The organism is Azospira sp. I09 (assembly GCF_009177135.1).
Lineage (GTDB): Bacteria > Pseudomonadota > Gammaproteobacteria > Burkholderiales > Rhodocyclaceae > Azospira > Azospira oryzae.
Genome location: NZ_AP021845.1, coordinates 334,883 through 360,458, shown reverse-complemented (window position 1 = coordinate 360,458; position 25,576 = coordinate 334,883). Strand labels below are relative to the sequence as shown.

Sequence of the window (25,576 nt, the reverse complement as noted above, 5' to 3'; positions counted from 1 at the left end):
CGGCTTTCCAGCAGGGAGGGCCGCGCCATGATCCTCGCTCTGCTCAACCAGAAAGGCGGTGTCGGCAAGACCACGCTCGCCACGCACATCGCGGGCGAACTGGCGATGCGCGGCCAGCATGTCGTCCTGCTCGATGCCGACCCGCAGGGTTCATCCCTGGACTGGACGCAGCGCAGAAGCCAGCAAGGCTTGCCACGGCTGTTCAGCGCCGTGGGCCTCGCACGCGAAACGCTGCATCAGGAAGCGCCAGAACTCGCCAGGCGGGCCGATCACGTCATCATCGACGGGCCGCCGCGCATCGCCGCCTTGGCGCGCTCCGCGCTGCTGGCGGCCGAGCGCGTGCTGATCCCGGTGCAGCCCAGCCCCTACGACCTCTGGGCCAGCTCGGAAATGGTTTCGCTGATCCGCGAGGCGCAGGTGTTCCGGCCGCTGCTCCGCGCGGCCTTCGTCATCAACCGGCGCGTCAGCACCACCATCATCGGGCGCGAGGCGCGGCAATCGCTCGCCGAACAGCCGCTGCCCGCGCTGCGCTCGGAGGTGCATCAGCGCATCGTCTTCGCCGACAGCGTGGCCGCTGGCCGGCTCGCACGCGAGACAGCGCCCGACAGTGCCGCCGCCCGCGAAATCACCGCCCTGGTGGACGAACTGCTGCGGTGGCCGACATGACAGCGCAGCAGCCACCCAACAGCAAACGCACGGGCAAGCGCGTCGGCATCGGCGCACGTCCGCCCGCGAATCCGCACGCCGAGGCGTGGATTCGTCAGGGCGATGCCGACGCGCTGGGCAAAGGCGACCTCTACACGGCCCGCCTCACGCTCGACATCACGCCCGCCATGCGGGCGCGCATCAAGGTGTCGGCCTTCACGCAAGGCGTGACCGTGGCCGACCTGCTGCGCGGCCTGCTGGAGCGGGAGTTTCCGCCGGAGAACACACCATGAACGCATTCGCTTGGCCTGCCGCGAACGCGGCACCGGCTGCGCCGCTGCCTGCGCTTTCGGCACTCGCCGGACAGGCCGGCAATGTGCCGCTGACGCGCGTTTCGCTGGCCTACCTCGAACATCGCTTCAAGCTCTACCTGCGCTTCGGCGAACCGGCGCGCACGCTTCAGCTCGACCGCTGGCGGCGCTGCGCGGTGTTCCTGCCGGGCGCGATGCTCTGCCGCATCCGCTGGCAGGCCAACGACTACGGCACGATCCGCTGGCAACTCATGGTGATGCAGGCTTGCACACCGCTGGACGCGGCGCAGCGCATCCCCGGTGTTCAGCCGGGCGCGCGCTTGCTCCTACACACCGAAGGCGATGCCAACGTGCGCGCCGTGCTGGAGCGCATCGACGGCATCGAGGCGCTGGGCATCGCTGCCATCGACGTGTCGCCGGCGTACTGGCGCACGCTGGGCAACCGTCTTGCGGCTCGCCTTGCGCTGCCTGAATACACCACCGAGCGGCATACCGCCTGGCTGGCCGGGAAGGTGCTGCCATGACCGCCCCGACCACCACACCCAACGCGCCCGACGTGGCGCCGCGTCCTCGCTCACGCCTGCGCGCTCGCATCGTGCTGGCGACACTGGCCGCCATCGGCTTCGCTGCGCTGGCCTGGGCGGCTTTCGTGTCGCCGCTGCCGCGTCTGACCTACAACCCGTCCGACAGCGTGGCGGTCGGCTGGTATCGCATTGACCCGTTCGACCCGCGCACCGCCTCGCTGCCACGTCCGTTGTCCGTGGACAGCATCGTGCTGGTGCCGCTTCCGGCCACGGCTGCCGCGCTCGCTGCGCAGCGCGGCTACCTGCCGACGCGCGTTCCGCTGCTCAAACGTGTGGGCGCGGTCGCGCCGCAACACGTCTGCATCGTCGCCGGTCAGGTACGCATCGACGGCGTGCCTTCGGCCGCCGTACTGCCCGCCGACCGGCTGGGCCGGGCGCTGCCGTCCTTGCAGCTTTGCCGCCGCCTTGAACCGGGCGAACTGCTCCTGTTGAGCGTGACGAATCCAGCATCGTTCGACAGCCGCTATTTCGGCCCGGTCAGCGCATCCGCCGTGATCGGCGTTGCGCATCCGGTGTGGCCGGAGATACGCCCATGATGGCCGCCGATTCGCTGCGCTCTGACGTGCCATCGGGCATGTCGTTCTGCTGGCTGCTTCAGTGTCGCTGCGCCTGTCGTGCCGGTGCATTCGCACCGCACGTCGCGCAGCATCCGGCGCAGCCGTCCAACGTTCAGGCGTCTTGCCTCGAACGCGCCCGGCCTGCGGCCATTGGCGCTTTCGCCGGCGCGCTGTCTGTTCACGCAGCAGCGCCGCCGGGCCGCCGTTGCCTGGAGCGACAGCGAAGGGCAAAGGCGGAAGGCAAGACAAAAGGACGCGGCACCTGGCCGCGTCGAAAGCCAGTCAGCACATGGGGGGAACGCGGCACGGAGCGGCTTCGCCACCGTGCCGCGTTTGGCGCGAGGGTCGCGCCAATGCTGGCATGTCCGCGTGCTTCGCACGACAGGACACGCCCAAGCTTGCGGGGAGCGCAGCCATGACCGACAGCCGCGACGACGACTTTCGCGTGCGCCCCAGCGCCCCGAAGAACCGGGGCAAGGGCCAGGGGCAGAGCTTCGTTTCCAAGGTGCTCAAGCAGGCCGGCAAAGCCAGCAGCGGCAAGTCGGCAGTACGCCGTCCTGGCGCGGCTGGCACCGGCCAGCGGCCCGGCTCTCGGCTCGGACGTGGCCACACGGCGGCGCGCTTCGCCGGGGCGAAGCTAATGCCCATGTCGCGGCGCGTGACCATCAAGACCTTGCTGGTCAATCACCAGCGGGCCAGCCCGCAATCGCTCGCCAAGCACCTGCGCTACATCGAGCGCGACGGCGCGGGTCGCGATGGCGAACCGGGCCGGGGCTACGGGCCACAGGCCGACGAAGCCGATCTGGACGCCTTCAAGGAACGCTGCGCCGACGACCGGCACCATTTCCGCTTCATCGTCTCGCCCGAGGACGGGGCCGAGCTGGACGACCTGCGCACCTACACCCGGCATCTGGTGAGCCGCATGGAAGCCGACCTGGGCACGCGGCTGGATTGGGTGGCGGTGGATCACTGGAACACCGACAACCCGCACACCCACCTGATCGTGCGCGGGCGCGACGACACCGGCAAAGACCTCATCATCGCGGGTGACTACATCGCCCACGGCTTCCGCCATCGCGCCGCCGAGCTGGCGACCGAGTGGCTGGGGCCGCGCACCGAACTGGAGATTCAGCAGACCTTGAGGCGCGAGGTGGAACAGGAGCGGTGGACGAGCCTGGATCGCACCTTGCAGCGCGAGACCGGCGAGGATGGCCGGGTGCATGTCGAACGGCTCAACGAGCCGAGGTTGCAACGCCAGCGCCTGCTGCTGATCGGCCGCCTGCAACGCTTGCAGCGCCTGGGCCTAGCCGACGAGGTGCAGCCCGGCACCTGGGCCATTCATGCCGATGCCGAGAAGACCTTGCGTGCCCTGGGTGAGCGTGGCGACATCATCCGAACGATGCAGCGGGCCATGAGCGGCCAGCCGCGTGAGCTGGCGGTGTTCGAGCCGGGCGACGATGGTCGCAGCCTCATCGGCCGCGTGGCCGCGAAGGGGCTTGCCGATGAGTTGCACGACCGAGGCTATCTGATCATCGACGGCACGGACGGTAAGGCCCACTACGTTGCACTGAACGCCCGCGACGAACTGGCGAACTATCCCACGGGCGCTGTGGTAGAGGTGAAGGGTTCGACTGAGGTGCGCACGGCCGACAAGAACATCGCCTCGCTGGCGAGCGATGGCCTGTACCGCACCGATCATCACCTGGTAATCGAGCAGGGCCGGGCTACGCCCGGACGCGACCCGCAGGAAGTCGTCGCCGCTCATGTCCGGCGGCTGGAAGCCCTGCGCCGGGCTTGCATCGTGGAGCGCGTGGCCGAAGGGCTATGGAAGGTACCGGACGACCTGGCCGAGCGTGGCCGCCAATACGACGCGCAACGGCTGGGCGATGTAGCCGTAGAGCTGAAATCACACCTTCCTATTGAACGGCAGGCCCGCGTCATCGGCGCGACTTGGCTTGACCAGCAACTGATCGGCGGTGGCCGTGGGCTGGGCAACTTGGGCTTTGGCGGTGATACCAAGCAGGCCATACAGCAGCGAGCCGATTTCCTCGAAGAACAGGGGCTGGCACAGCGCCGCGGGCAGCGCGTCATCCTCGCGCGCAACCTGCTGGGCACGCTACGCAATCGGGAACTAGTGCAGGCCGCGAAAGACATTGCGGCGGAAACCGGCCTAGAGCATCGCCCGGTGGCCGACGGGCAGCGCGTAGCCGGTATCTACCGGCGTTCCATTATGCTCGCCAGCGGGCGCTACGCGATGCTCGATGACGGCATGGGGTTCAGCCTTGTGCCGTGGCGGCCGGTAATTGAGCCGCGACTGGGACAACAGCTTGCCGCAAAGGTTATCGGCGGAAGTGCCTCTTGGGAACTTGGACGAAAGCCCAGTATCGGTATCAGTTAGATATCAAGGGAAGCTGAGTACCAGGCGCAGTCTGCTTGGCTGCTGTGATTCTTCTTAGAGATTCAATCAATGCCATAAACTCCTTGGATTGCCTCAGTGCTTCGCCTCCCGCAGTTTGCAGGTCCAAGACATCCGTAGCCTCGATCGTGAAGGCTGTGGGCACGCGCAGCAGCGAATGCCGGATCTTGTCGTCCGGCACGTCGTTCAGACTTACGCTTACTACGTAGATTTCTGCGTCGGCCGCAAAGGGGCTGTCCGCTTGGCCACGGGTGCGGACAATCTCGGAACGCCAGTGTTGCAGGTCGTCGTTAAGCATGGCCAGCGTCACCTGGGTCTCGCGAGCGCCGGCACCGAAGATCAGCGACTCAAGTACTTGCGTCGTGCTGGGAACTCGGTCGCTACTGTCCACTCTCTCGCTCAGTCCTCGTTCGGAGTTCACCGTCACCAACACGAGTCGGCGCAAGCTTCCGGGCTTGACCTCCGAGAAATTGGCGCTCATTGAGCCCGAAGCTACTAGCCGGTCTAGCATCAGACGTACGCCGAGGTTGTCGGAGACACCACCGTCCACGAGGTGGATATAGGGCCGATCGTGCGCATTGAGGTAGCTGTCTATGCCGCTTTGCAGGATGCGTGATCTGTAATTTTGCCCTCTGACAGGCAAAGATCGGAGAGGCGGCGGACAGGTATTGGCGTTGTTTCGCACCGTTACGGGCGACAGCACCAGCGGTACTGCCGACGAGGCCGCCACCGCGAAAGACAGCGGCGTTGCATCGAGGTCGGAACAGATTAGCCGGAATTGCTCGGTGGTGAAATCGAAAGGGGCACCGGTCGTGAGGTCGGTTGCCGTGATCATCAGTTCGGGCGCGCCCGGTCGTCGGCGCACGTCACCAAAGGTGCGGCCTTCAAAAAGTTCGTCCAAGCGTTGAGCCAGGATCTGGCTGCGCCCAAACCAAGGTGAAGTTAGTCTATAAAGACGCTCAGGCCACAGAGCTTCACGTATGAGTCGCCCCTCAAAAGGCACAAGCAGAAAATCCGGCTCGAAACGAGTCAGCGTGGCATCGCCGAAGGCCGCGAAGTGCGCGGCAAGGATGCTGCCCCCCGACACTCCGCTGACCAGGAACACCTGATCCAACAGAGTGGTCTCCTGGCCCTCTAGCGCGAAGCGTGTGGCCTTGAGTTCGCGCAGCACGCCCAGGCCGAAGGCCGCCGCCCGAGCGCCCCCGCCTGACAGTGTCACCGCTACAACCACCGGTTGGTTGACCTCCGACGGCCTGATGCGTTGGTCGTTCTCGGCGAGAGACATTAAGGCGGCGTCGGAAAGTGTCGGGTTGATCCAAGGACGGTAAGTGGAACACCCTGTCAGAACTACCGTTGCCAGCACACCGGCCAAACTCCATCGTGTGAATTTACACACCTCCAGGCGCTTTACCTCTGCAAGCAGCACCACGCAGCGTTTCGAATAGACAAGAACGAGAAACGCCGGCAATTTTGCGACGAAGCAGAGCCACTCCAGAATGCTGCAGACGTTACAAGAACGGCACCCTACGAATCCCCTTGATGAGGCTCCTCGCGATCCGCGCGAAGTTATGGAATAGCAGCTATTCACGAGCCAGCACTTCTCCAAGCGCTATTGATCCGTTCAAGGCAGGTGGTGATTGGTATGCGTCCGGCCAACCCATCTTGCGCATGATAGGAGTTGATGGTCAGCACGCCAGCGGTGCGTGCGCGCTGCCATAGACTCCCGGTGAACAGCCGCCGTCAAGCGGTGGAGGTGCGCACCGAAGATGAATTCCAAGCAGACGATTCTGGACCGCGAGTTGTTTACCCAAGCCCTGCGCCACATGGGCGAAGAAGACCTGCTGTACCTCAACCGGATGGTGGTCGAACGCTTGAACCTGCTGGCTCAGGCCAGGAGCACGGTGGAGCTGGCGCAGTTCGCCGAAGGCGACCGTGTTCAGTTCATGGCCAGCGATGGCAGCGTCAAGAGCGGCATCGTGCTGCGCCTGAACAAGAAGACCGCCAGCGTGCACACCGACGAAGGCCAGAACTGGAAGGTCTCCCCAGGGCTGCTGCGCAAGATAGCCACCCGATGAACAAGGCCCCTGGCGTCGATGGCCAGGATTAGTCCGCCGGTTGCCAGCGGTGCGGCAAGAGCTCGCCGATGCGGCTGGCCTTGTGCGTGGGCAGCCGGGCAAGCACATCCTTGAGGTAAGCATACGGGTCGTGCCCGTTCATGCGCGCTGACTGGATCAGACTCATGACGGCAGCTGCCCGCTGGCCTGCGCGTAGGCTGCCGGCAAACAACCAGTTGTTGCGTCCGATGGCAATCGGCCGGATCTGGTTCTCGATCCAGTTGTTGTCCGCCGGCAGTTGCGGGTCATCAATGAATCGCGTGAGCGCCGCCCAGCGTTTGAGGCTGTAGTCCAGGGCCTTGGCCGTGGCCGAGTTACCCGCTACCTGCTGGCGTTGCAGCACCATCCACGCGTGCAAGGCGTCCAGTATCGGCCGGCTGTGCTGCTGGCGCATCTGCAGCCGCTGGGGTGCCGGTGTGTCCTGGACGGTCCGTTCGATCTCGTAGACCCGCGCGAACTGCGTCAGGGCGAACTCGGCGATCTGGCTCTTGTTGGCCGCGTGCAGGTCGAAGAACTTGCGCCTGGCGTGAGCCAGGCAACCCGCTTCTGTGACGCCTTGAGCGAAGCTGGCTTTGTACCCAACGTAGTCGTCGCAAATCAGGCTGCCACGCCAGTCGCCCAGGAAGGCTCGGGCGTGTTCCCCGGCGCGTGACTCGCAGAAGTCGTAGACCACGCCGCGCATCTCCTCGAACGCCCCCGGGGCATAGGCCCACAGGTAGGCCCGGTGTGTCTTGCCGTTGCCTGGCTTGAGCATGGCCACCGGCGTCTCATCGCCGTGCAGCACCCGGTGCCCGAGCACCTCAGTCTTGAGGGCATCGACCAGCGGCTGCAGCTGCGCGCCGCAGGTGCCCACCCATTGCGCCAAGGTCGATCTTGGAATGGCCAGACCGGCGCGGCCGAAGATGTTCTCCTGGCGGTACAGCGGCTGGTGGTCGGCGTACTTGGCCACCAGCACCTGGGCCAGCAGGCCGGCCGTCGGGATGCCTTTGTCGATGACGTGCGCCTGGACCGGCGCCTGTTGAATGGTCTCGCACTTCGCGCAGGCCCACCTGCCACGGACATGGCGCTCCACGGTGAAGACGCCAGGCACGTAGTCCAGCTTCTCGGCCACATCTTCGCCGATGCGTTTGAGCTGGCAACCGCACTGGCATGTCGTGGTCGTGGGTTCGTGGCGGATCTCGCGCCGTGGCAGGTTCGCCGGCAGCGGTGCACGCCTGGGTTGCTGCCTCTCGGTCGCAGCGGGTGCCGGCCGCAGTTGCTCAATCTCGTGCTCGACGGCCGCCAGATCGCCATCGAGTTCTTCTTCCAGCAGGTTGCGCTGCTCGGCGCTGTGGCGCTCGGACTTGGCCGCGAACTTCAACCGCTTGAGCAGCGCGCATTCGTAGGCGAGCTTTTCGTTCAGAGCGCGCTGGTGGCGCAGTTCGGCCAGCAGGCGTTGGCTGACCTCACGCAGTTGCTCTGCGTCCAGTTCGCCCAGGGCCTGTTCGTCGATCACCATGAAGCGCAGTGTGCCTGTGCGTGCCGGGCAAGACCATTGGCGCATCACCCGATTGCCAGTGGCCAACCCGCACATCGAAGATTCAGACCACAGTGATGGCGCCTTGTGAGCCCATGCGCCGCCAGGGCAGGCCCAGCACCAGCGCATTGAGCTGGGCGTGCTCCAGCGCCACGTTCGGGCTGCCCGGCGGCGCCCAGACGAACTTGCCCTGGTGCAGCCGGCGCGCGGCCAGCCACAGACCCACGCCGTCGTGCACCAGAATCTTCAACCGATTGGCACGCTGGTTGGCAAAGACATAGGCGTGGTGCGGGTGGGCCGCGCCAAAGGTGGTGATCACCCGCGCCAGGGCGGTGTCGGTGCCCGCACGCATGTCCAGCGGGGCCGTGGCCAGCCAGGCCGCATCGATTCGGATCACTGCAGCAGCTCGCGCAGTGCCTGGGCGCACTGCGCCGCCGCTGTCACCGGCCAGTCCATCGTGACGGTGGTACCGTGGCGCTGGACTTCAATGTGGATCGCTTCGCATATGCCACTCACCGGTGCCGGCGCAGGGGTCACAGGCAGTGCAACGCGTTCCTGCGAAACCACCGACTGAACCGGCAGCGGCACGAAGGCGGGCGTGCCTGGCAAGGCCTTCTCCCGCAGCAGGCGCTGCTCGCGCAACCAGCGATGCACCATGTTCGGATGCAGGCCATGACTCAAGGCAACACCGGAGACCGACGCGCCACGCTCCCGGGTCTGCCGCAGAACCAGCGCTTTGAAATCGGCGCTGTACTCGCGCCGCAACCGGCGCTCTCCATCGATCAATCGTTCCATCGTCTCCACGATCTCCTTCGTGGGGACGATCCTTGATTACCGCCTTCGCTTCAAGATGGGTTCACCGGACGCATACGGTGATTGCAGACTTTGCATGCCCGAGCAGTGTGTAGGAGCCTTTGAAATCCGCGAGAGCGTTGCCGTGCTCGAAGCAGCTAGCAGCAGCCACCCGACGATCTGTTTGTTCATCTACTGCCTCAAACTCCAAACTAGCTCCCCCAGTTGTCACTGGTCCAACAAGCAACGTCGTTAGGGTGTTGACTGCTCTATTGGGCGTCTCAATGGTCGTAATTGCCACACGCACACGTATGCGGCCTGACGATGCGGGAGCTTCGGACTTAGTTTGGAGATGTCGCAGTTCACTGTTGACGTGATCGAGAAGCTCTCGCACTTGCTCAGCTTCAAGCCCACCTATGCGTCCAGTTGCCGTCACTACCTGAGCATCCTCGACTAATATTTCCCGGTAACGACTGGGTTCAAAGCCTGGCGCCTTGAAGAGCAGAACATTTTCGTACTTCGTTTTTCCCAATACATCGTAATCACCAAGAAACCCTGATCGAGTCATTCCGTTTGAAGCACAGCCAGATAAGGTTGCCGTGAGGCCTGCCAGCAGCACAAAATGGATTAATGAAATAGGGCGTTTCATATATATTTTCATTTATCCCATTTTCAGACAGACGATGCCAGCAACAACCAGCGCAATTCCAACCCAACGTATCAAGGAGGCGGTATCGCCGAACACATACACGCCCACGAAAAACGCGCCCAGCGAACCGATGCCGGTCCAGACCGCATAAGCTGTTCCTATGGGGATCTGTTTAAGAGATAACCATAGGAAAAAGCCGCTGGCTGCCATACAGGCAACTGCAATCGCCGGCCCCACGTAGCGCATCGCTGCATTGGCCGCACCCATCTTGAGGCCTAGTGGCCAACCGATTTCGAACAGGCCGGCAATCAGTAGAACCAACCATGGATTCCATGACAACGGGTTCATATATTTCTCCAAATCTATTCAGTGAAAATTGATTATCAAAGCATCAAAGCATCAAAGAATAGGCAGTAGGCGGTCAATTCGCTCTGCTTCTGATTTCTTCTTAAACTCTCTGATGGCGAGAATCTGTCTCCCCGATCTCTCCGGCCACGAGAGAGATCGGGGGAAGCGTGTGGACAGTTACGCTGAGGGATCAGACCGGTTGCACTGGTTGTTGTACCGCCTCGTGACTCCGTTTGCTGCCCGGCCACTTCATTCCGAACAGCACCTCGTAGAGCAACGGAATCAGGCCAAGCGTCACGAGCGTGCCAAGTGCGAGACCACCGATCATGCCGATGGCCATGCCCTTCCACAGCGGCCCCGCAAACAACATCAGGGGCACGAGACCCGCGATACAGGTCACCTTGGTCATCACGATTGGACGCAGCCGCTGCATCGCAGCTCCCACCAGGGCTTCATGTCGGGCGAGACCTTCCGAGAGGCCGTGTTCAATTTGTTCGAGCAGAAGAACGGCGTTGTTGACGATGATTCCGAACAGCGCAAGCACCCCGAATGTCGCCATGAAGCTGAAAGGAGTGCCTGTTGCCTTCAGTGCAATCACGACCCCAATCAACGTGAAGGGAATCGTTGCGAGAATCACGATCAGCTTGCGGAAGGAGTTGAACTGCCAGATGAATAGCAGCAACATCGCCAGAAGAGCGAACGGCATGTAGTGCGTGAGCGATGCATTCGATTCAGCCGATTCCTCAATTTCTCCACCAAGCTCTATGGCATAGCCTGCAGGTAGTTCAATTGCGGCGATCCGAGGTGCGAGGTGATCCACGATCTCTTGCGCGGTGTATGCGGTGTTCTGCCCCTGAACTGTGACTGTACGAATGAGATTGCGGCGCTGGATCACAGACGGCTCGCTAGCGAGCGTGACATCGGCCACTTGCGCCAGGGAAACCGGCTGGCCACCCGACGCTGGATAGATGGTCGTCGAACCAACGTCCGCAGTGCTGCGCCGATCATTGGACGTCCCGCGCATCACGATTGGCACGCTGGTATCGCCATCTCGGATCACAGAGATCGACTGGCCGATGTAGCGGGTGCCAAGCCAGGCAGCTATGTCGTCGGTGGTGACGCCAGCACGTCGCGCACGATCTTGATCGACCCGAACATCGAGACGGCCGACACGGGTATCCCAGTTGTTCTTGATGTTGGCCGTACCTGGCAGCTCCCGTAGCGCGGACTCAATTTTCGCCGCCGCATTCATCAGCACCTCATGATCCGGCCCACTGACCCGGTAGACGGCTGTGCCGGCTTCGGTAGTGCCTAGCGAGAACCGCTGAGGCTCTGCGCGTACATCTCCATGATGCTGCGCGAAGTAAGCCCGAGTTCGGGCAATCACGACGTCAATGTTGGTGCCTGCCTTGACCGTCACGACAAAGTACGCGATGTTCGATGCTGGCAATGGGGGATTGAGCCCAAGGATGAAGCGCGGCCCACCGTCAGCGACGTAGCCAATGTGATCCGTGATTTCGGGGTTGATTTCTTGATCACCGAGCCAGCCGCTCACTTCCTTCACTTTGGCAAGAGTGAGCCGTGAATCCGTTCCAGGGGCGAGCTGCACCGGTATTTGGAATTGAACTCGGTCGGACTTCGGCAAGAAGTCGTATGGCAGTGTCGTGAATCCGTACAGAGCTACGGCCAATGCACCCGTCATCACACCAACGTAGATCGCCTTGTGGTCAAGCACCCACTCAAGCAACTTGCGATAGCCGCGATAGAAGCGTGTGTTGTAGGTTTGCGCGTCATTCGCCGGTTGATGATGCACTTTGGTGAAGTGGTAGCACAGCAGTGGAGTGACGGTCAGACACAACAGCCAAGATCCGAGTAACGTGAGCGCGAGGACAATGACGAGAGAGCGCAGATACTCACTCGTCGCACTCTGGCCGAAGAAGAACGGGGAGAAGGCGATGACGATAACCAATGAGGACGTCAGCAGCGGCAGTGCGAGGGTACGACCCGCTTCGAGACAAGCCTGTTTGCGGTCTTCACCGGCTGCCAAGCGCCGTTCAATGTCTTCGGCAATCACGATGCCGTTGTCTACCAAGAGCCCCAAAGCGATGATGATGGCTGCCATCGAAACACTTTGCAGCTCGATGTTCAGCGCGCGCATCACGATCAGTGCCCCCAGAATGGTAAGCGGCACGATCATCCCGACGATGAATCCTGTGCGCCATCCCAGGAAAAGGACGACGACGCCGAGCACGATGACAATCGTTTCGATCATCACCTGGTTCATCTTGCCCATTTCACGTTTGACGACGTCTGCCTGGAATGTCACATAGGAGAGCTCGAAACCTGCGGGCAGAAGTTTCTCAAGCTCGGCCACACGGGATTTGAGGGCTACGCCGAATTGCTCCACGTTCTGGCCCGAGGTCATGGACACTGCCATCACTACGGCAGGCTGGCCCTTATAGACTGCAGCAGACTCGGGAGGATCTGCAGGTTGTACCTGCACGCGCGCAAGCTCTCCCAGTGAGATTGAAGGAGCAGGCGAAGCACCGCGCGCACCCTGAGCTTGCGCCATCATGATCGGCAACGCGCGCAGCGAAGCGGCGTCGCGAACCTCTCCACTAACAGCCAGCGAAGCGTTGATGCCACCGATGGCGATTTGCCCGCCTGAAAGCACGACGTTTTGTTTAACGAGTTGATCGATCACCCCTTGTGGGGTCAATCCAAGCTGGGCTAGTTTTGGTCGATCAAATTCGAGATAGACGCGCTCTTCCTGCAAGCCGTAGAAGCTGATGCGATCAACGCCGGGAAGCGCGTATAGGCGATCGCGCATCTCTTTCAACGACACACGCATTTCGCCCATGGAGTAGCCCGGCGCGGTCACCGCAATGGAGGCCACGGCAACACGGCCGAAGTCGTCGTTGACAAATGGCCCCAACGTACCCTGTGGAAGCAGAGGCTGAGCATCGGCAACCTTCGCGCGAACGCGCTGCCATATGGGGGCTAGGTCGGTGTACCGCTCCCAGATCGTGACCTGTATGACGGCCCCGCCCGCGCGAACGGTTGTGGTTACACGCTTGACCTCGGCCAGCTCCCGCAAACGCTCCTCGATCGGACGCGCGATCAACTGCTCAACACGTTCGGCTGGCATGCCAGGGTTCAGAACGGCAACAACCGCATCTCGAATCGTGACCGATGGCTCTTCCTGCGAAGGGAAATTGAGAAACGTGGCAATGCCGGCAACAAGAATGATGACCGCGGCAAGGTAGGTGAGTCTGCTGGCGCGCAGCGCCATTTCTGTGATCTTCATAGCGAAGTCTTCCTGTAGCGGGTCAGCGTCCGGCCAATTGGGTCGTGGCCTTGAGTGGGGTGACTTGTTGCTCGTTCGTCAGCCAACTCGCGCCAGCCGCGACTACCATCTCGCCGCGCTTCAGGCCGCCCACAACGCGAACGTTGTCGCCGCCTGGCTCGCTCTGGAATTGCACTTCCCGGCGGTGCACCTTCTTTCCGGTCACGTCATATACAAACACTGCGGCTTGTCCTGCTTTCTCACTGAGCACCAGTGCCGAATAGGGAAGCATCAGACGATCTGGTGAGGCATCCTTCGCTTCCGGTGCCTTCAGCAATACTTGAACGGCAGACCCGGGTCGAAGACTGCGCGCAAGAGTAGCATCTTGAGGAACGAGCACGACAGGTAAAAGTGAGCCATTTTCAGCACGCAAGCCGATGCGTTGTACCGAAGCACGAACGGGACTTGCTGACTCGCTCAGGCGCAGTTCGGCGACCTGCCCAATTTTGATATTTGCCGCCTGGGTCGTCGATGCAGTCGCAAGGACTTCTACGCCGCTGCGTAGTCCATCCACTTGAAGCACCGGCGCTCCGGCTGCAATATCTGTGAACGGCAGAGCGAGTTTCTCCGCGACGACGCCGTCGAATGGCGCATGAATGGCGGCCCCCCTTCGCGCACGCTCGGCAAGGCCGAATGCGGCCTTTGCATTGCGCACCTGGCCTTCAGCTGCAACCAACTGTGCTTTCACACTCTCGAATGCAGCCGGGGAGATTACGTTGCCCTCAAGCAGCCCCCTTTGCTGCGTTGTCTGCACGATTCTGTCTGCCAATGCGGCTTCCGCAGCAGCGAGTGTCGCCCGAGCCTGTTCTAGGCGGAGTTGCTCGGGCTGAACATCCAACTCAGCCAGAAGCTGTCCGCGAGAGAAGCGATCTCCCACGTCCACATGAAGCTTGCTGATACGCCCGCCAGTCTCGAACCCCAAGGTACTCCGCTCACTGGAGCGAGCTAGACCACTCAATTCAATGCGATTGGCCACAGAACCTACATCCCCCACCGTGAGCAGCTTGACCGCTCGCGGTGGATCGGAAGCAGGCTCCTTCTGACTACCACAGCCGGCAAGCGATGCGAGCAGAACAAACGCGAGGCCGACTTTCTGCATTTGCCAGGACTGGGATTTAAAGGGAGTGCAAGACACGGGAAGGCCTTTCATCAGCGTTTATCAATAGGGGTGAGTTCCAGTTCGCCGCGGGCGAGCGCCTGGAGGGTGTGCATGAGTCGAGAAAGGTCTTCGGCAGCAAACGTCGGAAAACCCATCATTTCGGCGAGGAAGACTCCGTCCAAGGCAAATAGAACGATTCCGGCGATATCGGTGCCGCGTGGAGATTTGCTCGCGTTCTCGTACTGCCTGCGGTACCAGCCGCGCACAGGCTCAAGCAGCGTGGGGTCTTCAGCCACGGCCGCCAGCAATGCAGCGCTCATCTTTTGCATCCCGCCGTCAGGCATAGCCGAGACCTGGCTGGATAGCCAAGGGTCTGGATCGCCGACGAATGGCAGCTCTCGCTCTTCCTGCCCGCCATCAAACGCCGAGACCTGGTCATCAATCATCGTGAGGAGCAGATCGCGCTTGGTCTTGAAGTGGTACAGGAACGCACCTTTGCAAATTCCTGCCCGTGCAACGACCGCGTCAAGCGTTAGGTGCCCGGCACCTCCCTCCATGACTACGTCACGCGCAGCTTGAAGGATGCGCTCCCGTGTTTGTTGCGCTTTCTTAGAGATGGAGGGGGCTTCAGCGCCGTTGTCCGCCGAATGCGACTCCTCTGGGCTTGATTTCATACGAGTTGCCATGGTGAAACTCCAAAGATGCTTGATTTTTGAACCGTCTGGACGGTATAGTACACGCCATGAACTATGCCCGTCAAGACGGCCTCCTCAATTCACAACCTAGTGGCTCAACATGTCCGATCCCTACGCCCGCCGCGGCCTTACTGCTGTTGCATTCCTATCGATCACGCTTCTCGCCGCGTGCAGCCACTCGCCTCACAGGGTGGAGACATCACGCGTTGAGGTTCCGGCCAAATTCATGAACGAAGCGGGTCTGGCTGTGCAGCAGGTGCCAGCACAAGCACTCCCGGCCGAGTGGTGGACGGCGTACGGTGATCCGCTGATTGACGCGCTGGTGCGCAACGCGCTGGAGCACAACACCGATCTCGCTATTGCAAGAGCGCGGATTGATGAAGCTGTGGCGATCACCCGACGTACACGCGCTTCAATGTTCCCTAGCTTGGCGCTCACGCCCCAAGCAACGCGCGCGCGCGACTTTTCTTTGGCACCGACCATCAGCAGCGATGCCAGGCTTCCGCTGTCGGCTTCATGGGAAGTTGATCTAGCGGGCCGCCTCTCGCATGCCGCTGATGGCGCACGGATGGACGCAGTTGCTGTCGAACAGAACTGGTTCGCGACACGTTGGCAGATCGCCTTTGAGACAGTGTCCGCTGCACTGCAGCAGCGGCAGGCGGCAGAGCTGGAAGATCTGGCAAAAGAGCGACTTCAAGTCGCCGAGCGCCTTGAGCGTCTGACAGAGCAGAAGTTCAAGGCAGGTCAAGCTACGGGCTTTGACATTGAACGCACGCGTTCCGAGGTCATCGCCCTCCGGGTGGAGCAAGAGCAGTTGCGACGCGTACGCGGCGAAGCAACGCATGCCTTGGATGTGCTCGTTGGCCGGATTCCGGGGGCGCTTGGCAGCGGTCCTGCGCTTGCCTCTCTCACCATGCCCGATTGGACTCCCAGAAGCGTGCCAGGCGAATTGCTGCAGCAGCGCCCCGACGTCAGAGCCGCGCAGGCGCGTCTTGCAGCGGCGACGGCGCGATGGAACGCAGCAGAAGGCGAGCGGTTCCCCAAACTTGTGCTCGATTTGAGTGGTGGGCGCCAACGCTTCGAGAACAACGGAACACGTGTGGCAGGGAACATTTTCTCTCTGGGCTTGGGTGTGACGCTTCCGATCTTTGACGGTGGAGCAATACAAGCGGGAATCGACGAGGGCTCAGCACGCAGTCGCGGCGCACAGGCTGACCTGGAACGCACGGTTTTGCTTGCGCTTCAGGATGTGGAGAACGCTTATCTGGGCTGGCAGACCCAGCGGACTTCTCTGCAGCATCAGGTCGATGGTCTTGTCGTCGCTGATCGACTCCTTGACCGCAGTCGACGCCTCTTTGAGGCGGGACAGGTGGATGCGACCGTTGTTGCAGAAGCGGAGCGTGGCACCTTGTCCCAGCGAGCGGCTCTGGTCCGTGCTCGCGCCGACGCAGCCGTGCAATGGGGTGTTCTCGCTAAAGCGCTTTCTGGTTCGCCAGAGCATGTGAATCTGCAATCTTCACCCTGAGTCCTTGAGTTGGAAGAACGCAGCATGGCAGCGAGTTTTAAATACTGAATAGATCGACGATTAGTAGGGGACGCATGGAAATTCGACATCTACGTTGTTTTATGGCGCTCGCCGAGGAACTTCACTTCGCTCGCGCCGCTGCGAAACTGCATATTGAGCAGTCCCCACTGTCTCGCACGATCAAAGAACTCGAAGAGGAGTTAGGAGCACAGCTCTTTATTCGGAACACGAGAAGCACGCGTTTGACACGAGCTGGGTTGATGCTCATGGAGCACGCACCTCGGGTGTTCGCATCCTTGCAACAGGCGCGGGACTGCGTGAAGGCAGCAAAAAATGGCTTTCATGGACAACTCCGCGTCGCCTTGTCAGACGGCGCAACACTACTGTGCTTACCAGCCCTATTGGCGTTGTGTCGCGAGGAGGAGCCCGAGGTTGAGATTCGCTTTTTTGAGGTGCCACTATCCCAACAAATCAAAGGATTGCACGACGACCTGTATGACGTCGGCTTTGCACAGTCCGACGACGTAGGTGATGGAATCGTCGCACTTCCCGCGTGGACTGACACGCTTATGGTGGCGCTGCCAGCTCGGCATCCGTTGCTGGCTCTTAAGCGAATTCCATTGGATGAACTGCTGCGCTACCCGCTAGTGCTATCTGATCCTCAAGTGTGCGAGGGCCACGCCAAGCACATTGAGCGAGTACTTAGCCGGGCTGAAATGCAGCCTCTAGTTGCCGAGCGGGTTACCACTTTCGACCTGATGATGGCGTTGGTATCTGCCGGTTTTGCACTCGGACTTACAGGGGCTGCACACATTGCAGCCTCCCGAGAGCCAGGAGTCGTGGCGAGGCCGTTTTCGACACGCGTACCACCTTTGACGACCTATCTACTCAGACTTGAAGGCGATCCGTTTGACGAGCTTGCGCGCTTCATTCAGCGAGTACAGGCCATCGAATTGCCAGAGTTTCTCAGGTCAACAAAAAGCCGAAATCCCGATCTTCCGGAGGAATTGATGCCATGAGACTCGCCATCACGCTCGTCGCTGCAATGCTAGTCGCATGCGGTCAATCTGATAAACCGCACAAAGCCACTAGTGCAGAAAAGAAAACCCCGACAGTAGAAGAGCTGGTGGCAGACCCGGAACAGCTCAAGAAGTTGCGCCAGCAATGCAAGACGGATCGGCCTACTTTGGGCGAACTGCTTTGCAACCGGGTAGCGGAGGCAACACGTAAGCGGTTCTACGGTGACGGAAAAACGCCATACACACCGCCCAAAGAATCCCCCAAATTCTGAAATTCAGCAATTCAGCAATTCAGCAATTCAGCAATTCAGCAATTCAGCAATTCAGCAATTCAGCAATTCAGCAATTCGCTAGTCTGCCTGAATCTTCTGTTCGGCACGCTGATATTCGCCGGCGCTTACGGAGTCACTCCCTGGCTAGACACAGCGCGAATTCATTCTTTCTTATCGACCTTTCTGCCCCAAACGGTCTTTGACCGGCACTAAGCCAGCACCGATCCTGACGCCTGCGGCACATTTCTAAGCCGCGTTTCCCAAGGGAATCAGCGTAGGAGAGATTGGAGGCGGGGCTATGCAAGGTACGAATGTGCTGTTCGGTCAGATAGCCGTGGTATTCGGCATCGTGATCGCGGGTGTGTGGGGCGCCACACAATGGACGGCAGCAGCCCTTGGCTATCAGGTACGCCTTGGCTCCCCCTGGTTTGATTTCCTCGGCACACCGATCTACCTCCCGTGGAAGCTGTTTGAGTGGTGGTTCTTCTTCGATGCCTACGCGCCACGCGTTTTCGACACGGGCGGTGCCATAGCGGGTGGCAGTGGCTTGCTGGCGGTGGTGGTCGCAGTCTGCATGTCGATCTGGCGCTCTCGTCAATCACGCCTAGTCACGACCTATGGCTCGGCACGCTGGGCAAGTACGGAGGACATTCGCAAAGCCGGCCTTACGCAGCCGATCGGCGTGTTCCTCGGTCAGCACGATGGCAAGTACCTTCGGCATGAAGGCCCGGAACACATCCTCACTTTCGCGCCCACGCGCTCAGGCAAAGGCGTCGGCCTTGTGGTGCCGACGCTGCTTTCTTGGCCTGCATCCGCCGTAGTCCACGACATCAAGGGCGAGAATTGGCAGATCACCGCAGGTTGGCGCTCACGCTACTCACACTGCCTGCTGTTCAATCCGACCGATGCGAAGTCGGCGGCCTACAACCCGCTGCTAGAAGTTCGGCGCGGCGCACATGAAGTGCGTGACGTACAGAACATAGCCGACATTCTGGTCGATCCAGAAGGCGCGCTTGAGAAGCGCAACCATTGGGAGAAGACTTCGCACGCGCTGCTGGTCGGGGCCATCCTGCATGTGCTCTACGCGGGCGAGGACAAGACGCTGCGCGGCGTCGCCAATTTCCTCTCCGATCCGGCCAGCCCCTTCGAGCTGACCTTGCACCGGATGATGACCACACAGCACCTCGTGAACGTGGAAGGTGGTGGCCCGCATCCAGTCGTCGCTTCGGCGGCGCGCGAAGTGCTCAACAAGTCGGACAACGAGCGTTCCGGCGTGTTGAGCACCGCCATGTCGTTCCTGGGCCTCTACCGCGACCCCACGGTGGCCGAAGTCACCTCGCGCTGCGACTGGCGTATCGCCGACCTGATCGCGTCCGAGCATCCGGTGTCGCTTTATCTGGTAGTGCCACCTTCGGATATTTCGCGGACGAAACCGCTCATTCGCCTGATCCTCAACCAGATCGGCCGACGGCTCACCGAATCGCTCGACGGCAGCGACGGCATCGAACGCCGCCACAAGCTGCTGCTGATGCTCGATGAGTTCCCGGCGCTGGGCCGCCTGGACTTCTTCGAGACGGCGCTTGCCTTCATGGCGGGCTACGGAATCCGCAGTTTTCTTATCGCCCAATCGCTCAACCAGATCGACAAAGCCTACGGCCAGAACCATTCGATTCTGGATAACTGCCATGTCCGCGTGACGTTCGCCACCAACGATGAACGCACTGCGAAACGGATCTCCGAAACGCTTGGCACCGCTACCGAACTGCGCGCGCAGCGCAACTATGCCGGGCACAGATTGGCACCGTGGCTGGGGCACCTCATGGTGTCGCGGCAGGAGACGGCCCGCCCGCTACTGACGCCCGGTGAAGTGATGCAGCTTCCGACTGAGGAAGCTGTGGTGATGGTGTCCAGCGTGGCACCGATCAAGGCCAAGAAGCTGCGCTACTACGCCGACGCGAATTTCAAGAACCGCGTTTTACCGCCGCCTGTGCTCGCGGCCGGGCAATACGCGGACGCGCCACCGGCCCGGCCCGACGACTGGAGCGGCCTATCGATCCCAGCCGTGTCAACGGTCCGGGCTGCGGGCCTGTCCGGCGATGGCACAGGCACCGCCGATGACGGCGGCCCACGCCGACAGCCGGAGCTATCCGAAGTCAGCGAATACAGCCCCGAACCGCTGCTCGCCGGCCATGACCTGACTCTGCTCGATGACGACGACGACCTGCCGCTGCCGCTTCCCGGCCAGCTCGACCCGGCCATGCAGCGCACGGCCCGGCTGGCTTCCCTCGACCCCAACGACGGAATCGACTTATGAGCCAATACCGCCTCAATCTGTTCATTCAGCCCGAGCACGCCAAGCGTCTCGAAGAACTGGCCGCCAAGAAAGGCGTGTCCAAGTCGTCCATTGTCGCGGCGGCGCTCGCGTCGTGGCTATCGCCCGATGCTGGCGACCAGCGCGAGGCGGCCATCGCCAAGCGGCTCGATCGCCTGTCGCGGCAGGCCGAGCGCATGGAGCGCGACCAGAACATCCAGATCGAAACACTGGCGCTGTTCATCCGCTACTTCCTGACCGTCAGCACCCCGATTCCCGAAGCCCATCAGGACGCAGCTCGCGCCCAAGGCAAAGCGCGTTTCGAGCAATTCGTGGAGCGGCTCGGCCGCCACCTGCTGCGTGGCCGCAGCCTGGTGCGCGACGTTGTGGAAGAACTGCACCCAGACCCGGCGCGAATGGATGACGCGGAGGCACTGGCTGAAGCGCAGGAGCGTGCCTCATGAGCGCCATTCCGCAAACCCCGCCCGAACTCTCATCCGCCGCAACCTCTCTGGATCGCCGTATCCAGATGCTGCGCACGGCAATGGGGCCAGTCATCGCCGCTGCGCTGGCCGACCCCGACGTGGTGGAAATCATGCTCAACCCCGACCGCACCCTATGGGTGGATCGGTTGTCATCGGGCCGCATGCCGCTGGGCGTGGAGCTGTCCCAAGACGATGGCGAACGCATCATCCGGCTGGTGGCTGCGCACGTCGGCGCAGAGGTGCATCGCGGGCGGCCGCTGCTGACCGCCGAGCTGCCCGAAACCGGCGAGCGGTTCGAGGGCATCTTGCCGCCCGCAGCGCCCGGCCCAGCCTTCGCGCTGCGCAAGCGCGCCGTGAGCATCATCGGGCTGGATCGCTATGTGGCCGACGGCATCTTGACCACAGGCCAGGCCGAGTTCCTGCGCCGCGCCGTGCGTGAGCGCCAGAACATCCTGATCGCCGGGGCGACGAGCAGCGGCAAAACCACACTCGCCAATGCCTTGCTTGCGGAGATCGCCGCCACGGGCGACCGCGTGCTTGTGCTCGAAGACACCATCGAGCTGCAATGCGCAGCCCGCGACCATGTGCCGCTGCGCACCCGCGCTGGCGTCGTGTCTATGACCGAGCTGGTGCGGGCCACGATGCGCCTGCGCCCCGACCGCGTGATCGTCGGCGAGGTACGCGGCGGCGAAGCCCTGGACTTGGTTAAGGTGTGGGGCACCGGCCACCCCGGCGGCATCGCCACCATCCACGCCGGTTCCGCGCTGGGCGCGCTGCTGCGCCTCGAACAGTTGATTCTTGAAGTGGCGGTGAACCCACCGCGTGCGCTGATCGCCGAGGCGGTCAACGTCGTGATCCACATCGCCGGGCGTGGCCGCAAGCGCCGCGTCGAAAGCATCGCCCGTGTCGTCGGTTTCGACGGCACCGGCTATCGCCTGGCGGACGCGCTGGAAACACCGTTTCCCGAGCTGATGCCGGTTCCTCTCGCAGCCGATGCCGCTGCGCCTTCCTCGTCCCTTGACCTACCTGGAGAACTGCCATGACGCAGATGCACGTTCACGCTTTCCGTAATTCCGTAAATCCGGTTTCAACCATCGCACGCCTGCGGCGGCTGGCCGGCCCCGCGCACCACGGCCTGCTGCTGGCCGCAGTCATGCTGATGACGGCGGGCACGGCGAAGGCATCCGGCTCCTCGATGCCGTGGGAAGGCCCGCTGCAATCCATTCTGGAGTCGATTCAGGGGCCGGTGGCACGCATCGTCGCGGTCATCATCATCATCGCCACGGGCCTCGCGCTCGCCTTCGGCGACACGTCGGGCGGCTTTCGCAAGCTGATCCAGATCGTGTTCGGTTTGAGCATCGCGTTCGCCGCGTCCTCGTTCTTCCTGTCGTTCTTCAGCTTCTCCGGCGGGGCTGTCGTATGAGTGGCCCGGATAGCTTCGCGGCCGGCTTCGAGGTGCCGCTACATCGCTCGCTGACCGAGCCGCTCTTGATGGGCGGCGCACCGCGCACGGTGGCGATTGCCAACGGCACGCTAGCCGCTGCCGTCGGGCTGGGCCTGCAACTCTGGATTCCTGGCGTAGTGCTCTGGATCGTCGGTCACTCGCTGGCCGTGTGGGGCGCGAGGGTCGATCCGCAGTTCATGCAGGTCTTCGCCCGGCACATCAAGCACAAGCCGCTGCTGGACGTGTAGGAGACGCCGCCATGCTTAACCTTGCCGAATACCGCCAGCGGCCCGCCTTGCTGGCCGACTGGCTTCCCTGGGCTGGGCTGATCGCGCCGGGCGTGGTGCTGAACAAGGATGGCTCGTTTCAGCGCACGGCGCGCTTTCGCGGGCCTGATCTGGACAGCGCCACGCAGGGCGAATTGATCGCCACGACGGCACGGCTAAACAACGCGTTGCGCCGGCTGGGTTCGGGCTGGGCGCTGTTCGTGGAAGCCGAGCGCCAGTCGGCCGCGGACTATCCGCATTCCGACTTTCCCGAACCGCTGTCCTGGCTGGTGGACGAAGAACGCCGCGCTGCCTTTGAGGAATCGGGGAACCACTACGAAAGCAGCTATCACCTGACGCTAGCCTATCTGCCGCCGGAGGAATCCCGCGCTCGTGCAGCCAAGCTGCTCTACGAGCACGCGCCGGGCGATGGTGTGGACTGGCGCGGTCGGCTTGACGCCTTCCTGGCAGAAACGGATCGGGTTTTCGACCTGCTCGATGGCGTGATGCCAGAAATCGTCTGGTTGGACGATGCCGCGACGCTGACTTATCTTCACGCCACGGTGTCCACGCGGCGCTACCGGCTGGCCGTGCCCGAGGTGCCTTTCCACCTCGACGCACTGCTGGCCGATTCCGCCCTAGTCGGCGGCCTTGCGCCCATGCTGGGTGACCAGCATCTGCGCGTGGTGTCGGTGCGGGGCTTTCCGACCTCGACCTGGCCGGGCCTGCTGGACGACCTCAATCGCCTGGGCTTTGCCTATCGCTGGAGTACCCGGTTTCTCTGCCTCGATAAAGCCGAGGCGGAAAAGGAGCTGGGCCGCCTGCGTCGCCAGTGGTTTGCGAAACGGAAGAATGTCATTGCGCTACTGCGCGAAACCATCTTCCAGCAGGAATCGCCGCTGGTGGACACGGATGCCAGCAACAAGGCGGCCGACGCGGATGCCGCCTTGCAAGAGCTTGGCAGCGATCAAGTCGCCTTCGGCTACCTCACCGCCACGGTGACGGTGTTCGATGACGACCCTGCCGTAGCCGACGAAAAGCTGCGCATGGTGGAACGTGTCATCCAAGGACGTGGCTTCGTCACCATCCCCGAAACCTTAAATGCAGTCGATGCGTGGCTGTCGTCCATACCAGGCAATGCCTATGCCAACGTGCGCCAGCCCATCGTCTCGACGCTGAATCTGGCGCACATGATGCCGGTGTCCGCCGTGTGGGCTGGGCCGGAGAAAAACGCCCATCTCGACGGCCCGCCGCTGATCGTCACGCGCACGGATGGCGCGACGCCGTTCCGGCTGGTGACGCACATCGGCGACGTGGGGCATACGCTGGTCGCGGGGCCGACGGGCATGGGAAAATCTGTCCTGCTGGCGATGCTCGCCTTGCAGTTCCGCCGCTATGGCGGCTCGCGCATCTTCGCCTTCGACATGGGGCGATCCATGCGGGCGACGGTGCTGGGCCTGGGCGGCGAACACTACGACCTCGGCGCGGACGGCGCCATTGCCTTTCAGCCCTTGGCCCGTATCGACAGCGAAGGCTATCGCACCTGGGCCGCCGAGTGGATCGAAGGCCGCCTGCTGCATGAAGGCGTGACCGTCGGCCCCGACGAGAAAGCCGCCATTTGGTCGGCGCTCGGCAGCCTCGCTGGTGCGCCGGTGGAGCAGCGCACGATGACCGGGCTTTCGGTGCTGCTGCAATCGAACGCGCTGCGGCAGGCATTGTCGCCGTATGTGCTGGGCGGCGCGCACGGCAAGCTACTGGATGCCGACCGCGACCGGCTCGGCAGCGGCGACGTGCAGGGCTTTGAGATGGAAGAGCTAATGCACAGCCCCGCCGCCGTGCAAGCGGTGCTGCGCTACTTGTTCGCCCGCTTCGATGCACGTTTCGACGGTGCTCCCACGCTGCTGATTCTCGATGAAGCCTGGCTATTCCTTGATGAACCGTCCTTCGCGGCACGCATCCGGCAATGGTTGAAAACTCTGCGCAAGAAAAACGTGTCGGTGATCTTCGCCACGCAGTCGCTTGCCGACATCAAGGATTCGACCATCGCGCCCGCGATCATCGAAAGCTGCGCGAGCCGGATTTTCTTGCCCAACCCGCAGGCGACCGAGCCGCAGATTCGCACGGTCTACGAGGGCTTTGGCCTCAACAGTCGGCAAATCGAAATCGTCGCCACCGCGCAGCCCAAGCGCGACTACTACTACCAATCGCGCCTGGGCAATCGTCTGTTCGACCTCGACCTGGGGCCAGCCGCGCTCGCCTTCTCGGGCGCATCCACACCGCAAGACCAACGCGACATTGACCGAGTGCTGACGCAGGCCGGCGCTCCCGGCTTCGCCGGTGCGTGGCTACGCCATCGCGGCCTCGATTGGGCCGCCGACCTGCTGCCGTCCTCGCCGTCGGCGGCTTCTTTCCTCGCTACTCAACCCCTGGAGATTTCGCCATGAAGACCCGTGTACTTTCCGTTTCGCTCGCCGCCGCGCTGGCCGGCTCGCTGATGCTCGCTCAGCCAGCGGCGGCGCTCACTTTCGTTGATCCCGTCAACTTGGTGCAGAACACGCTGACTGCCATCCGCACGCTGGAGCAGATCAACAACCAGATCAACCAGCTCCAGAACGAAGCGCAGATGTTGATGAACCAGGCGCGCAACCTGGCGAATCTCGACTTCAACATCGTCAACCGGCTGCGCTCGACGCTCGCCACGACTGAACGCCTGATTGCCGAGGCGCAAGGGCTGGCCTACGACGTGCAGAGCATGGATGCCACGTTCTCGCGCCTGTACCCGGAGCAGTACGCCGCCACCATCAGCGGCGACCGCATGGCACAGGACGCACGCGAACGCTGGAAGAACACGCTCGACGGCCTGCACACCGCGATGCGGATGCAGGCGCAGGTGTCGCAGAACCTGACGCAAGACGAAAGCGCGCTGGCCGACCTCGTGAGCCAAAGCCAATCGGCCACGGGTGCGCTGCAAGCGATGCAGGCAACGAACCAGCTTCTCGCCTTGCAGGCCAAGCAGTCCATCCAGGCCCAGCAGCTCCAGATCACACAAGACAGGGCGGCCTCGCTGGAGCTGGCGCGGCAGGCAGCGGCCACCGAGCGCGCCCGCGAAGTGCGGCGGCGCTTCCTGGGCACCGGCACGCCGTACACACCGCAGTCCGTCAACTTCTACAACAACTGACGGG

Annotated in this window: 25 protein-coding genes; 16 read left to right on the top strand and 9 right to left on the bottom strand. The window is 62.5% G+C overall.

The window, feature by feature from the left end:
• Positions 1-27: 27 nt before the first annotated feature.
• The 5 genes from parA to AZSP09_RS19670 all read left to right on the top strand — a co-directional run bounded on the left by parA (position 28) and on the right by AZSP09_RS19670 (position 4,495).
• Entirely contained in the window at positions 28-666 is a 639-nt protein-coding gene (gene parA / locus AZSP09_RS19695; RefSeq protein ID WP_004883061.1) for a ParA family partition ATPase, read from the top strand.
• Positions 663-938: a hypothetical protein gene (locus AZSP09_RS19690; RefSeq protein ID WP_004883063.1), complete on the top strand. Its 276-nt coding sequence runs from the start codon at positions 663-665 to the stop codon at positions 936-938. Before parA ends, AZSP09_RS19690 begins: the two co-directional genes overlap by 4 nt.
• Positions 935-1,480, top strand: coding sequence for a DUF2840 domain-containing protein (locus AZSP09_RS19685; RefSeq protein ID WP_004883064.1), 546 nt, complete (start codon positions 935-937; stop codon positions 1,478-1,480). Before AZSP09_RS19690 ends, AZSP09_RS19685 begins: the two co-directional genes overlap by 4 nt.
• Positions 1,477-2,076, top strand: a complete 600-nt coding sequence (locus tag AZSP09_RS19680) for a S26 family signal peptidase (RefSeq protein WP_004883067.1) — start codon at positions 1,477-1,479, stop codon at positions 2,074-2,076. The genes AZSP09_RS19685 and AZSP09_RS19680 overlap by 4 nt, the downstream gene beginning before the upstream one ends.
• 436 nt (positions 2,077-2,512) lie before the next feature.
• Positions 2,513-4,495, top strand: a complete 1,983-nt coding sequence (locus AZSP09_RS19670) for a relaxase/mobilization nuclease domain-containing protein (RefSeq protein WP_004883068.1) — start codon at positions 2,513-2,515, stop codon at positions 4,493-4,495.
• Here AZSP09_RS19670 and AZSP09_RS19665 read toward each other — a convergent pair.
• The gene (locus AZSP09_RS19665) at positions 4,488-5,942 is read right to left on the bottom strand and encodes a patatin-like phospholipase family protein (RefSeq protein ID WP_196636953.1); all 1,455 of its coding nucleotides are present in this window, start codon (positions 5,940-5,942) and stop codon (positions 4,488-4,490) included. The genes AZSP09_RS19670 and AZSP09_RS19665 overlap by 8 nt on opposite strands.
• 337 nt (positions 5,943-6,279) lie before the next feature.
• On the opposite strand from AZSP09_RS19665, the gene AZSP09_RS19660 reads away from it, so the two are divergent.
• The gene (locus AZSP09_RS19660; protein ID WP_152091299.1) at positions 6,280-6,588 is read left to right on the top strand and encodes a hypothetical protein; all 309 of its coding nucleotides are present in this window, start codon (positions 6,280-6,282) and stop codon (positions 6,586-6,588) included.
• A 28-nt stretch (positions 6,589-6,616) separates the two neighbouring features.
• Here AZSP09_RS19660 and tnpC read toward each other — a convergent pair whose 3' ends face one another.
• The 8 genes from tnpC to AZSP09_RS19620 form a co-directional block, all read right to left on the bottom strand.
• Complete coding sequence (gene tnpC, locus AZSP09_RS19655; protein WP_152091298.1) at positions 6,617-8,125, bottom strand: IS66 family transposase; 1,509 nt, start codon at positions 8,123-8,125, stop codon at positions 6,617-6,619.
• 82 nt (positions 8,126-8,207) lie between these two features.
• Positions 8,208-8,540, bottom strand: a complete 333-nt coding sequence (gene tnpB / locus AZSP09_RS19650; RefSeq protein WP_152091297.1) for an IS66 family insertion sequence element accessory protein TnpB — start codon at positions 8,538-8,540, stop codon at positions 8,208-8,210.
• Entirely contained in the window at positions 8,537-8,938 is a 402-nt protein-coding gene (gene tnpA, locus AZSP09_RS19645; RefSeq protein WP_152091296.1) for an IS66-like element accessory protein TnpA, read from the bottom strand. The genes tnpB and tnpA overlap by 4 nt, the downstream gene beginning before the upstream one ends.
• Before the next feature lie 61 nt (positions 8,939-8,999).
• Positions 9,000-9,596 (bottom strand): DUF3313 family protein, encoded by a 597-nt coding sequence (locus tag AZSP09_RS19640; protein WP_232058921.1) that lies wholly within the window; start codon positions 9,594-9,596, stop codon positions 9,000-9,002.
• Positions 9,597-9,932: a DMT family transporter gene (locus tag AZSP09_RS19635; RefSeq protein ID WP_004883073.1), complete on the bottom strand. Its 336-nt coding sequence runs from the start codon at positions 9,930-9,932 to the stop codon at positions 9,597-9,599.
• Positions 9,933-10,122: 190 nt separating this feature from the next.
• A complete protein-coding gene (locus AZSP09_RS19630) occupies positions 10,123-13,239 on the bottom strand; it encodes an efflux RND transporter permease subunit (RefSeq protein ID WP_004883075.1) in 3,117 nt (1,038 codons plus the stop codon).
• A 22-nt stretch (positions 13,240-13,261) separates the two neighbouring features.
• On the bottom strand, positions 13,262-14,428 hold the full coding sequence (locus AZSP09_RS19625) for an efflux RND transporter periplasmic adaptor subunit (RefSeq protein ID WP_023123862.1): 1,167 nt from the start codon (positions 14,426-14,428) through the stop codon (positions 13,262-13,264).
• Positions 14,428-15,063 (bottom strand): TetR/AcrR family transcriptional regulator, encoded by a 636-nt coding sequence (locus AZSP09_RS19620; protein WP_004883078.1) that lies wholly within the window; start codon positions 15,061-15,063, stop codon positions 14,428-14,430. The genes AZSP09_RS19625 and AZSP09_RS19620 overlap by 1 nt, the downstream gene beginning before the upstream one ends.
• Positions 15,064-15,172: 109 nt before the next feature.
• Between AZSP09_RS19620 and AZSP09_RS19615 the strand changes: the two genes are divergently transcribed.
• The 10 genes from AZSP09_RS19615 to trbJ all read left to right on the top strand — a co-directional run bounded on the left by AZSP09_RS19615 (position 15,173) and on the right by trbJ (position 25,572).
• Complete coding sequence (locus AZSP09_RS19615; RefSeq protein ID WP_028699135.1) at positions 15,173-16,597, top strand: efflux transporter outer membrane subunit; 1,425 nt, start codon at positions 15,173-15,175, stop codon at positions 16,595-16,597.
• A 74-nt stretch (positions 16,598-16,671) separates the two neighbouring features.
• The gene (locus AZSP09_RS19610; protein WP_152091295.1) at positions 16,672-17,616 is read left to right on the top strand and encodes a LysR family transcriptional regulator; all 945 of its coding nucleotides are present in this window, start codon (positions 16,672-16,674) and stop codon (positions 17,614-17,616) included.
• Positions 17,613-17,888 (top strand): EexN family lipoprotein, encoded by a 276-nt coding sequence (locus AZSP09_RS19605; RefSeq protein ID WP_004883082.1) that lies wholly within the window; start codon positions 17,613-17,615, stop codon positions 17,886-17,888. Before AZSP09_RS19610 ends, AZSP09_RS19605 begins: the two co-directional genes overlap by 4 nt.
• A gap of 298 nt (positions 17,889-18,186) precedes the next feature.
• The gene (locus AZSP09_RS19600; protein WP_004883083.1) at positions 18,187-20,202 is read left to right on the top strand and encodes a conjugal transfer protein TraG; all 2,016 of its coding nucleotides are present in this window, start codon (positions 18,187-18,189) and stop codon (positions 20,200-20,202) included.
• Entirely contained in the window at positions 20,199-20,663 is a 465-nt protein-coding gene (locus AZSP09_RS19595; protein WP_004883086.1) for a ribbon-helix-helix protein, CopG family, read from the top strand. Before AZSP09_RS19600 ends, AZSP09_RS19595 begins: the two co-directional genes overlap by 4 nt.
• Positions 20,660-21,727 carry a P-type conjugative transfer ATPase TrbB gene (trbB, locus tag AZSP09_RS19590; protein ID WP_004883088.1) on the top strand — a complete coding sequence of 356 codons (1,068 nt, stop codon included), beginning with the start codon at positions 20,660-20,662 and terminating at the stop codon, positions 21,725-21,727. Before AZSP09_RS19595 ends, trbB begins: the two co-directional genes overlap by 4 nt.
• Positions 21,724-22,107, top strand: coding sequence for a TrbC/VirB2 family protein (locus tag AZSP09_RS19585; protein ID WP_004883090.1), 384 nt, complete (start codon positions 21,724-21,726; stop codon positions 22,105-22,107). The genes trbB and AZSP09_RS19585 overlap by 4 nt, the downstream gene beginning before the upstream one ends.
• Positions 22,104-22,376, top strand: a complete 273-nt coding sequence (locus AZSP09_RS19580) for a VirB3 family type IV secretion system protein (protein ID WP_004883097.1) — start codon at positions 22,104-22,106, stop codon at positions 22,374-22,376. Before AZSP09_RS19585 ends, AZSP09_RS19580 begins: the two co-directional genes overlap by 4 nt.
• A gap of 11 nt (positions 22,377-22,387) precedes the next feature.
• Positions 22,388-24,838 (top strand): conjugal transfer protein TrbE, encoded by a 2,451-nt coding sequence (trbE, locus tag AZSP09_RS19575; protein WP_004883099.1) that lies wholly within the window; start codon positions 22,388-22,390, stop codon positions 24,836-24,838.
• Positions 24,835-25,572, top strand: coding sequence for a P-type conjugative transfer protein TrbJ (gene trbJ / locus AZSP09_RS19570; protein ID WP_004883101.1), 738 nt, complete (start codon positions 24,835-24,837; stop codon positions 25,570-25,572). Before trbE ends, trbJ begins: the two co-directional genes overlap by 4 nt.
• Positions 25,573-25,576: the final 4 nt, after the last annotated feature.

What these genes read in the sequence shown, in the direction of transcription:
- AZSP09_RS19605 (WP_004883082.1), top strand. Translation starts at nt 17,613, where the DNA reads ATGAGACTCGCCATCACGCTCGTCGCTGCAATGCTAGTCGCATGCGGT.
- AZSP09_RS19610 (WP_152091295.1), top strand. Translation starts at nt 16,672, where the DNA reads ATGGAAATTCGACATCTACGTTGTTTTATGGCGCTCGCCGAGGAACTT.
- parA (WP_004883061.1), top strand. Translation starts at nt 28, where the DNA reads ATGATCCTCGCTCTGCTCAACCAGAAAGGCGGTGTCGGCAAGACCACG.
- AZSP09_RS19600 (WP_004883083.1), top strand. Translation starts at nt 18,187, where the DNA reads ATGCAAGGTACGAATGTGCTGTTCGGTCAGATAGCCGTGGTATTCGGC.
- trbB (WP_004883088.1), top strand. Translation starts at nt 20,660, where the DNA reads ATGAGCGCCATTCCGCAAACCCCGCCCGAACTCTCATCCGCCGCAACC.
- AZSP09_RS19670 (WP_004883068.1), top strand. Translation starts at nt 2,513, where the DNA reads ATGACCGACAGCCGCGACGACGACTTTCGCGTGCGCCCCAGCGCCCCG.
- AZSP09_RS19690 (WP_004883063.1), top strand. Translation starts at nt 663, where the DNA reads ATGACAGCGCAGCAGCCACCCAACAGCAAACGCACGGGCAAGCGCGTC.
- AZSP09_RS19595 (WP_004883086.1), top strand. Translation starts at nt 20,199, where the DNA reads ATGAGCCAATACCGCCTCAATCTGTTCATTCAGCCCGAGCACGCCAAG.
- AZSP09_RS19680 (WP_004883067.1), top strand. Translation starts at nt 1,477, where the DNA reads ATGACCGCCCCGACCACCACACCCAACGCGCCCGACGTGGCGCCGCGT.
- tnpA (WP_152091296.1), bottom strand. Translation starts at nt 8,938, where the DNA reads ATGGAACGATTGATCGATGGAGAGCGCCGGTTGCGGCGCGAGTACAGC.
- AZSP09_RS19635 (WP_004883073.1), bottom strand. Translation starts at nt 9,932, where the DNA reads ATGAACCCGTTGTCATGGAATCCATGGTTGGTTCTACTGATTGCCGGC.
- AZSP09_RS19585 (WP_004883090.1), top strand. Translation starts at nt 21,724, where the DNA reads ATGACGCAGATGCACGTTCACGCTTTCCGTAATTCCGTAAATCCGGTT.
- AZSP09_RS19630 (WP_004883075.1), bottom strand. Translation starts at nt 13,239, where the DNA reads ATGAAGATCACAGAAATGGCGCTGCGCGCCAGCAGACTCACCTACCTT.
- trbE (WP_004883099.1), top strand. Translation starts at nt 22,388, where the DNA reads ATGCTTAACCTTGCCGAATACCGCCAGCGGCCCGCCTTGCTGGCCGAC.
- AZSP09_RS19615 (WP_028699135.1), top strand. Translation starts at nt 15,173, where the DNA reads ATGTCCGATCCCTACGCCCGCCGCGGCCTTACTGCTGTTGCATTCCTA.
- trbJ (WP_004883101.1), top strand. Translation starts at nt 24,835, where the DNA reads ATGAAGACCCGTGTACTTTCCGTTTCGCTCGCCGCCGCGCTGGCCGGC.
- tnpC (WP_152091298.1), bottom strand. Translation starts at nt 8,125, where the DNA reads ATGGTGATCGACGAACAGGCCCTGGGCGAACTGGACGCAGAGCAACTG.
- AZSP09_RS19685 (WP_004883064.1), top strand. Translation starts at nt 935, where the DNA reads ATGAACGCATTCGCTTGGCCTGCCGCGAACGCGGCACCGGCTGCGCCG.
- AZSP09_RS19580 (WP_004883097.1), top strand. Translation starts at nt 22,104, where the DNA reads ATGAGTGGCCCGGATAGCTTCGCGGCCGGCTTCGAGGTGCCGCTACAT.
- AZSP09_RS19640 (WP_232058921.1), bottom strand. Translation starts at nt 9,596, where the DNA reads ATGAAAATATATATGAAACGCCCTATTTCATTAATCCATTTTGTGCTG.
- AZSP09_RS19660 (WP_152091299.1), top strand. Translation starts at nt 6,280, where the DNA reads ATGAATTCCAAGCAGACGATTCTGGACCGCGAGTTGTTTACCCAAGCC.
- AZSP09_RS19625 (WP_023123862.1), bottom strand. Translation starts at nt 14,428, where the DNA reads ATGAAAGGCCTTCCCGTGTCTTGCACTCCCTTTAAATCCCAGTCCTGG.
- AZSP09_RS19620 (WP_004883078.1), bottom strand. Translation starts at nt 15,063, where the DNA reads ATGGCAACTCGTATGAAATCAAGCCCAGAGGAGTCGCATTCGGCGGAC.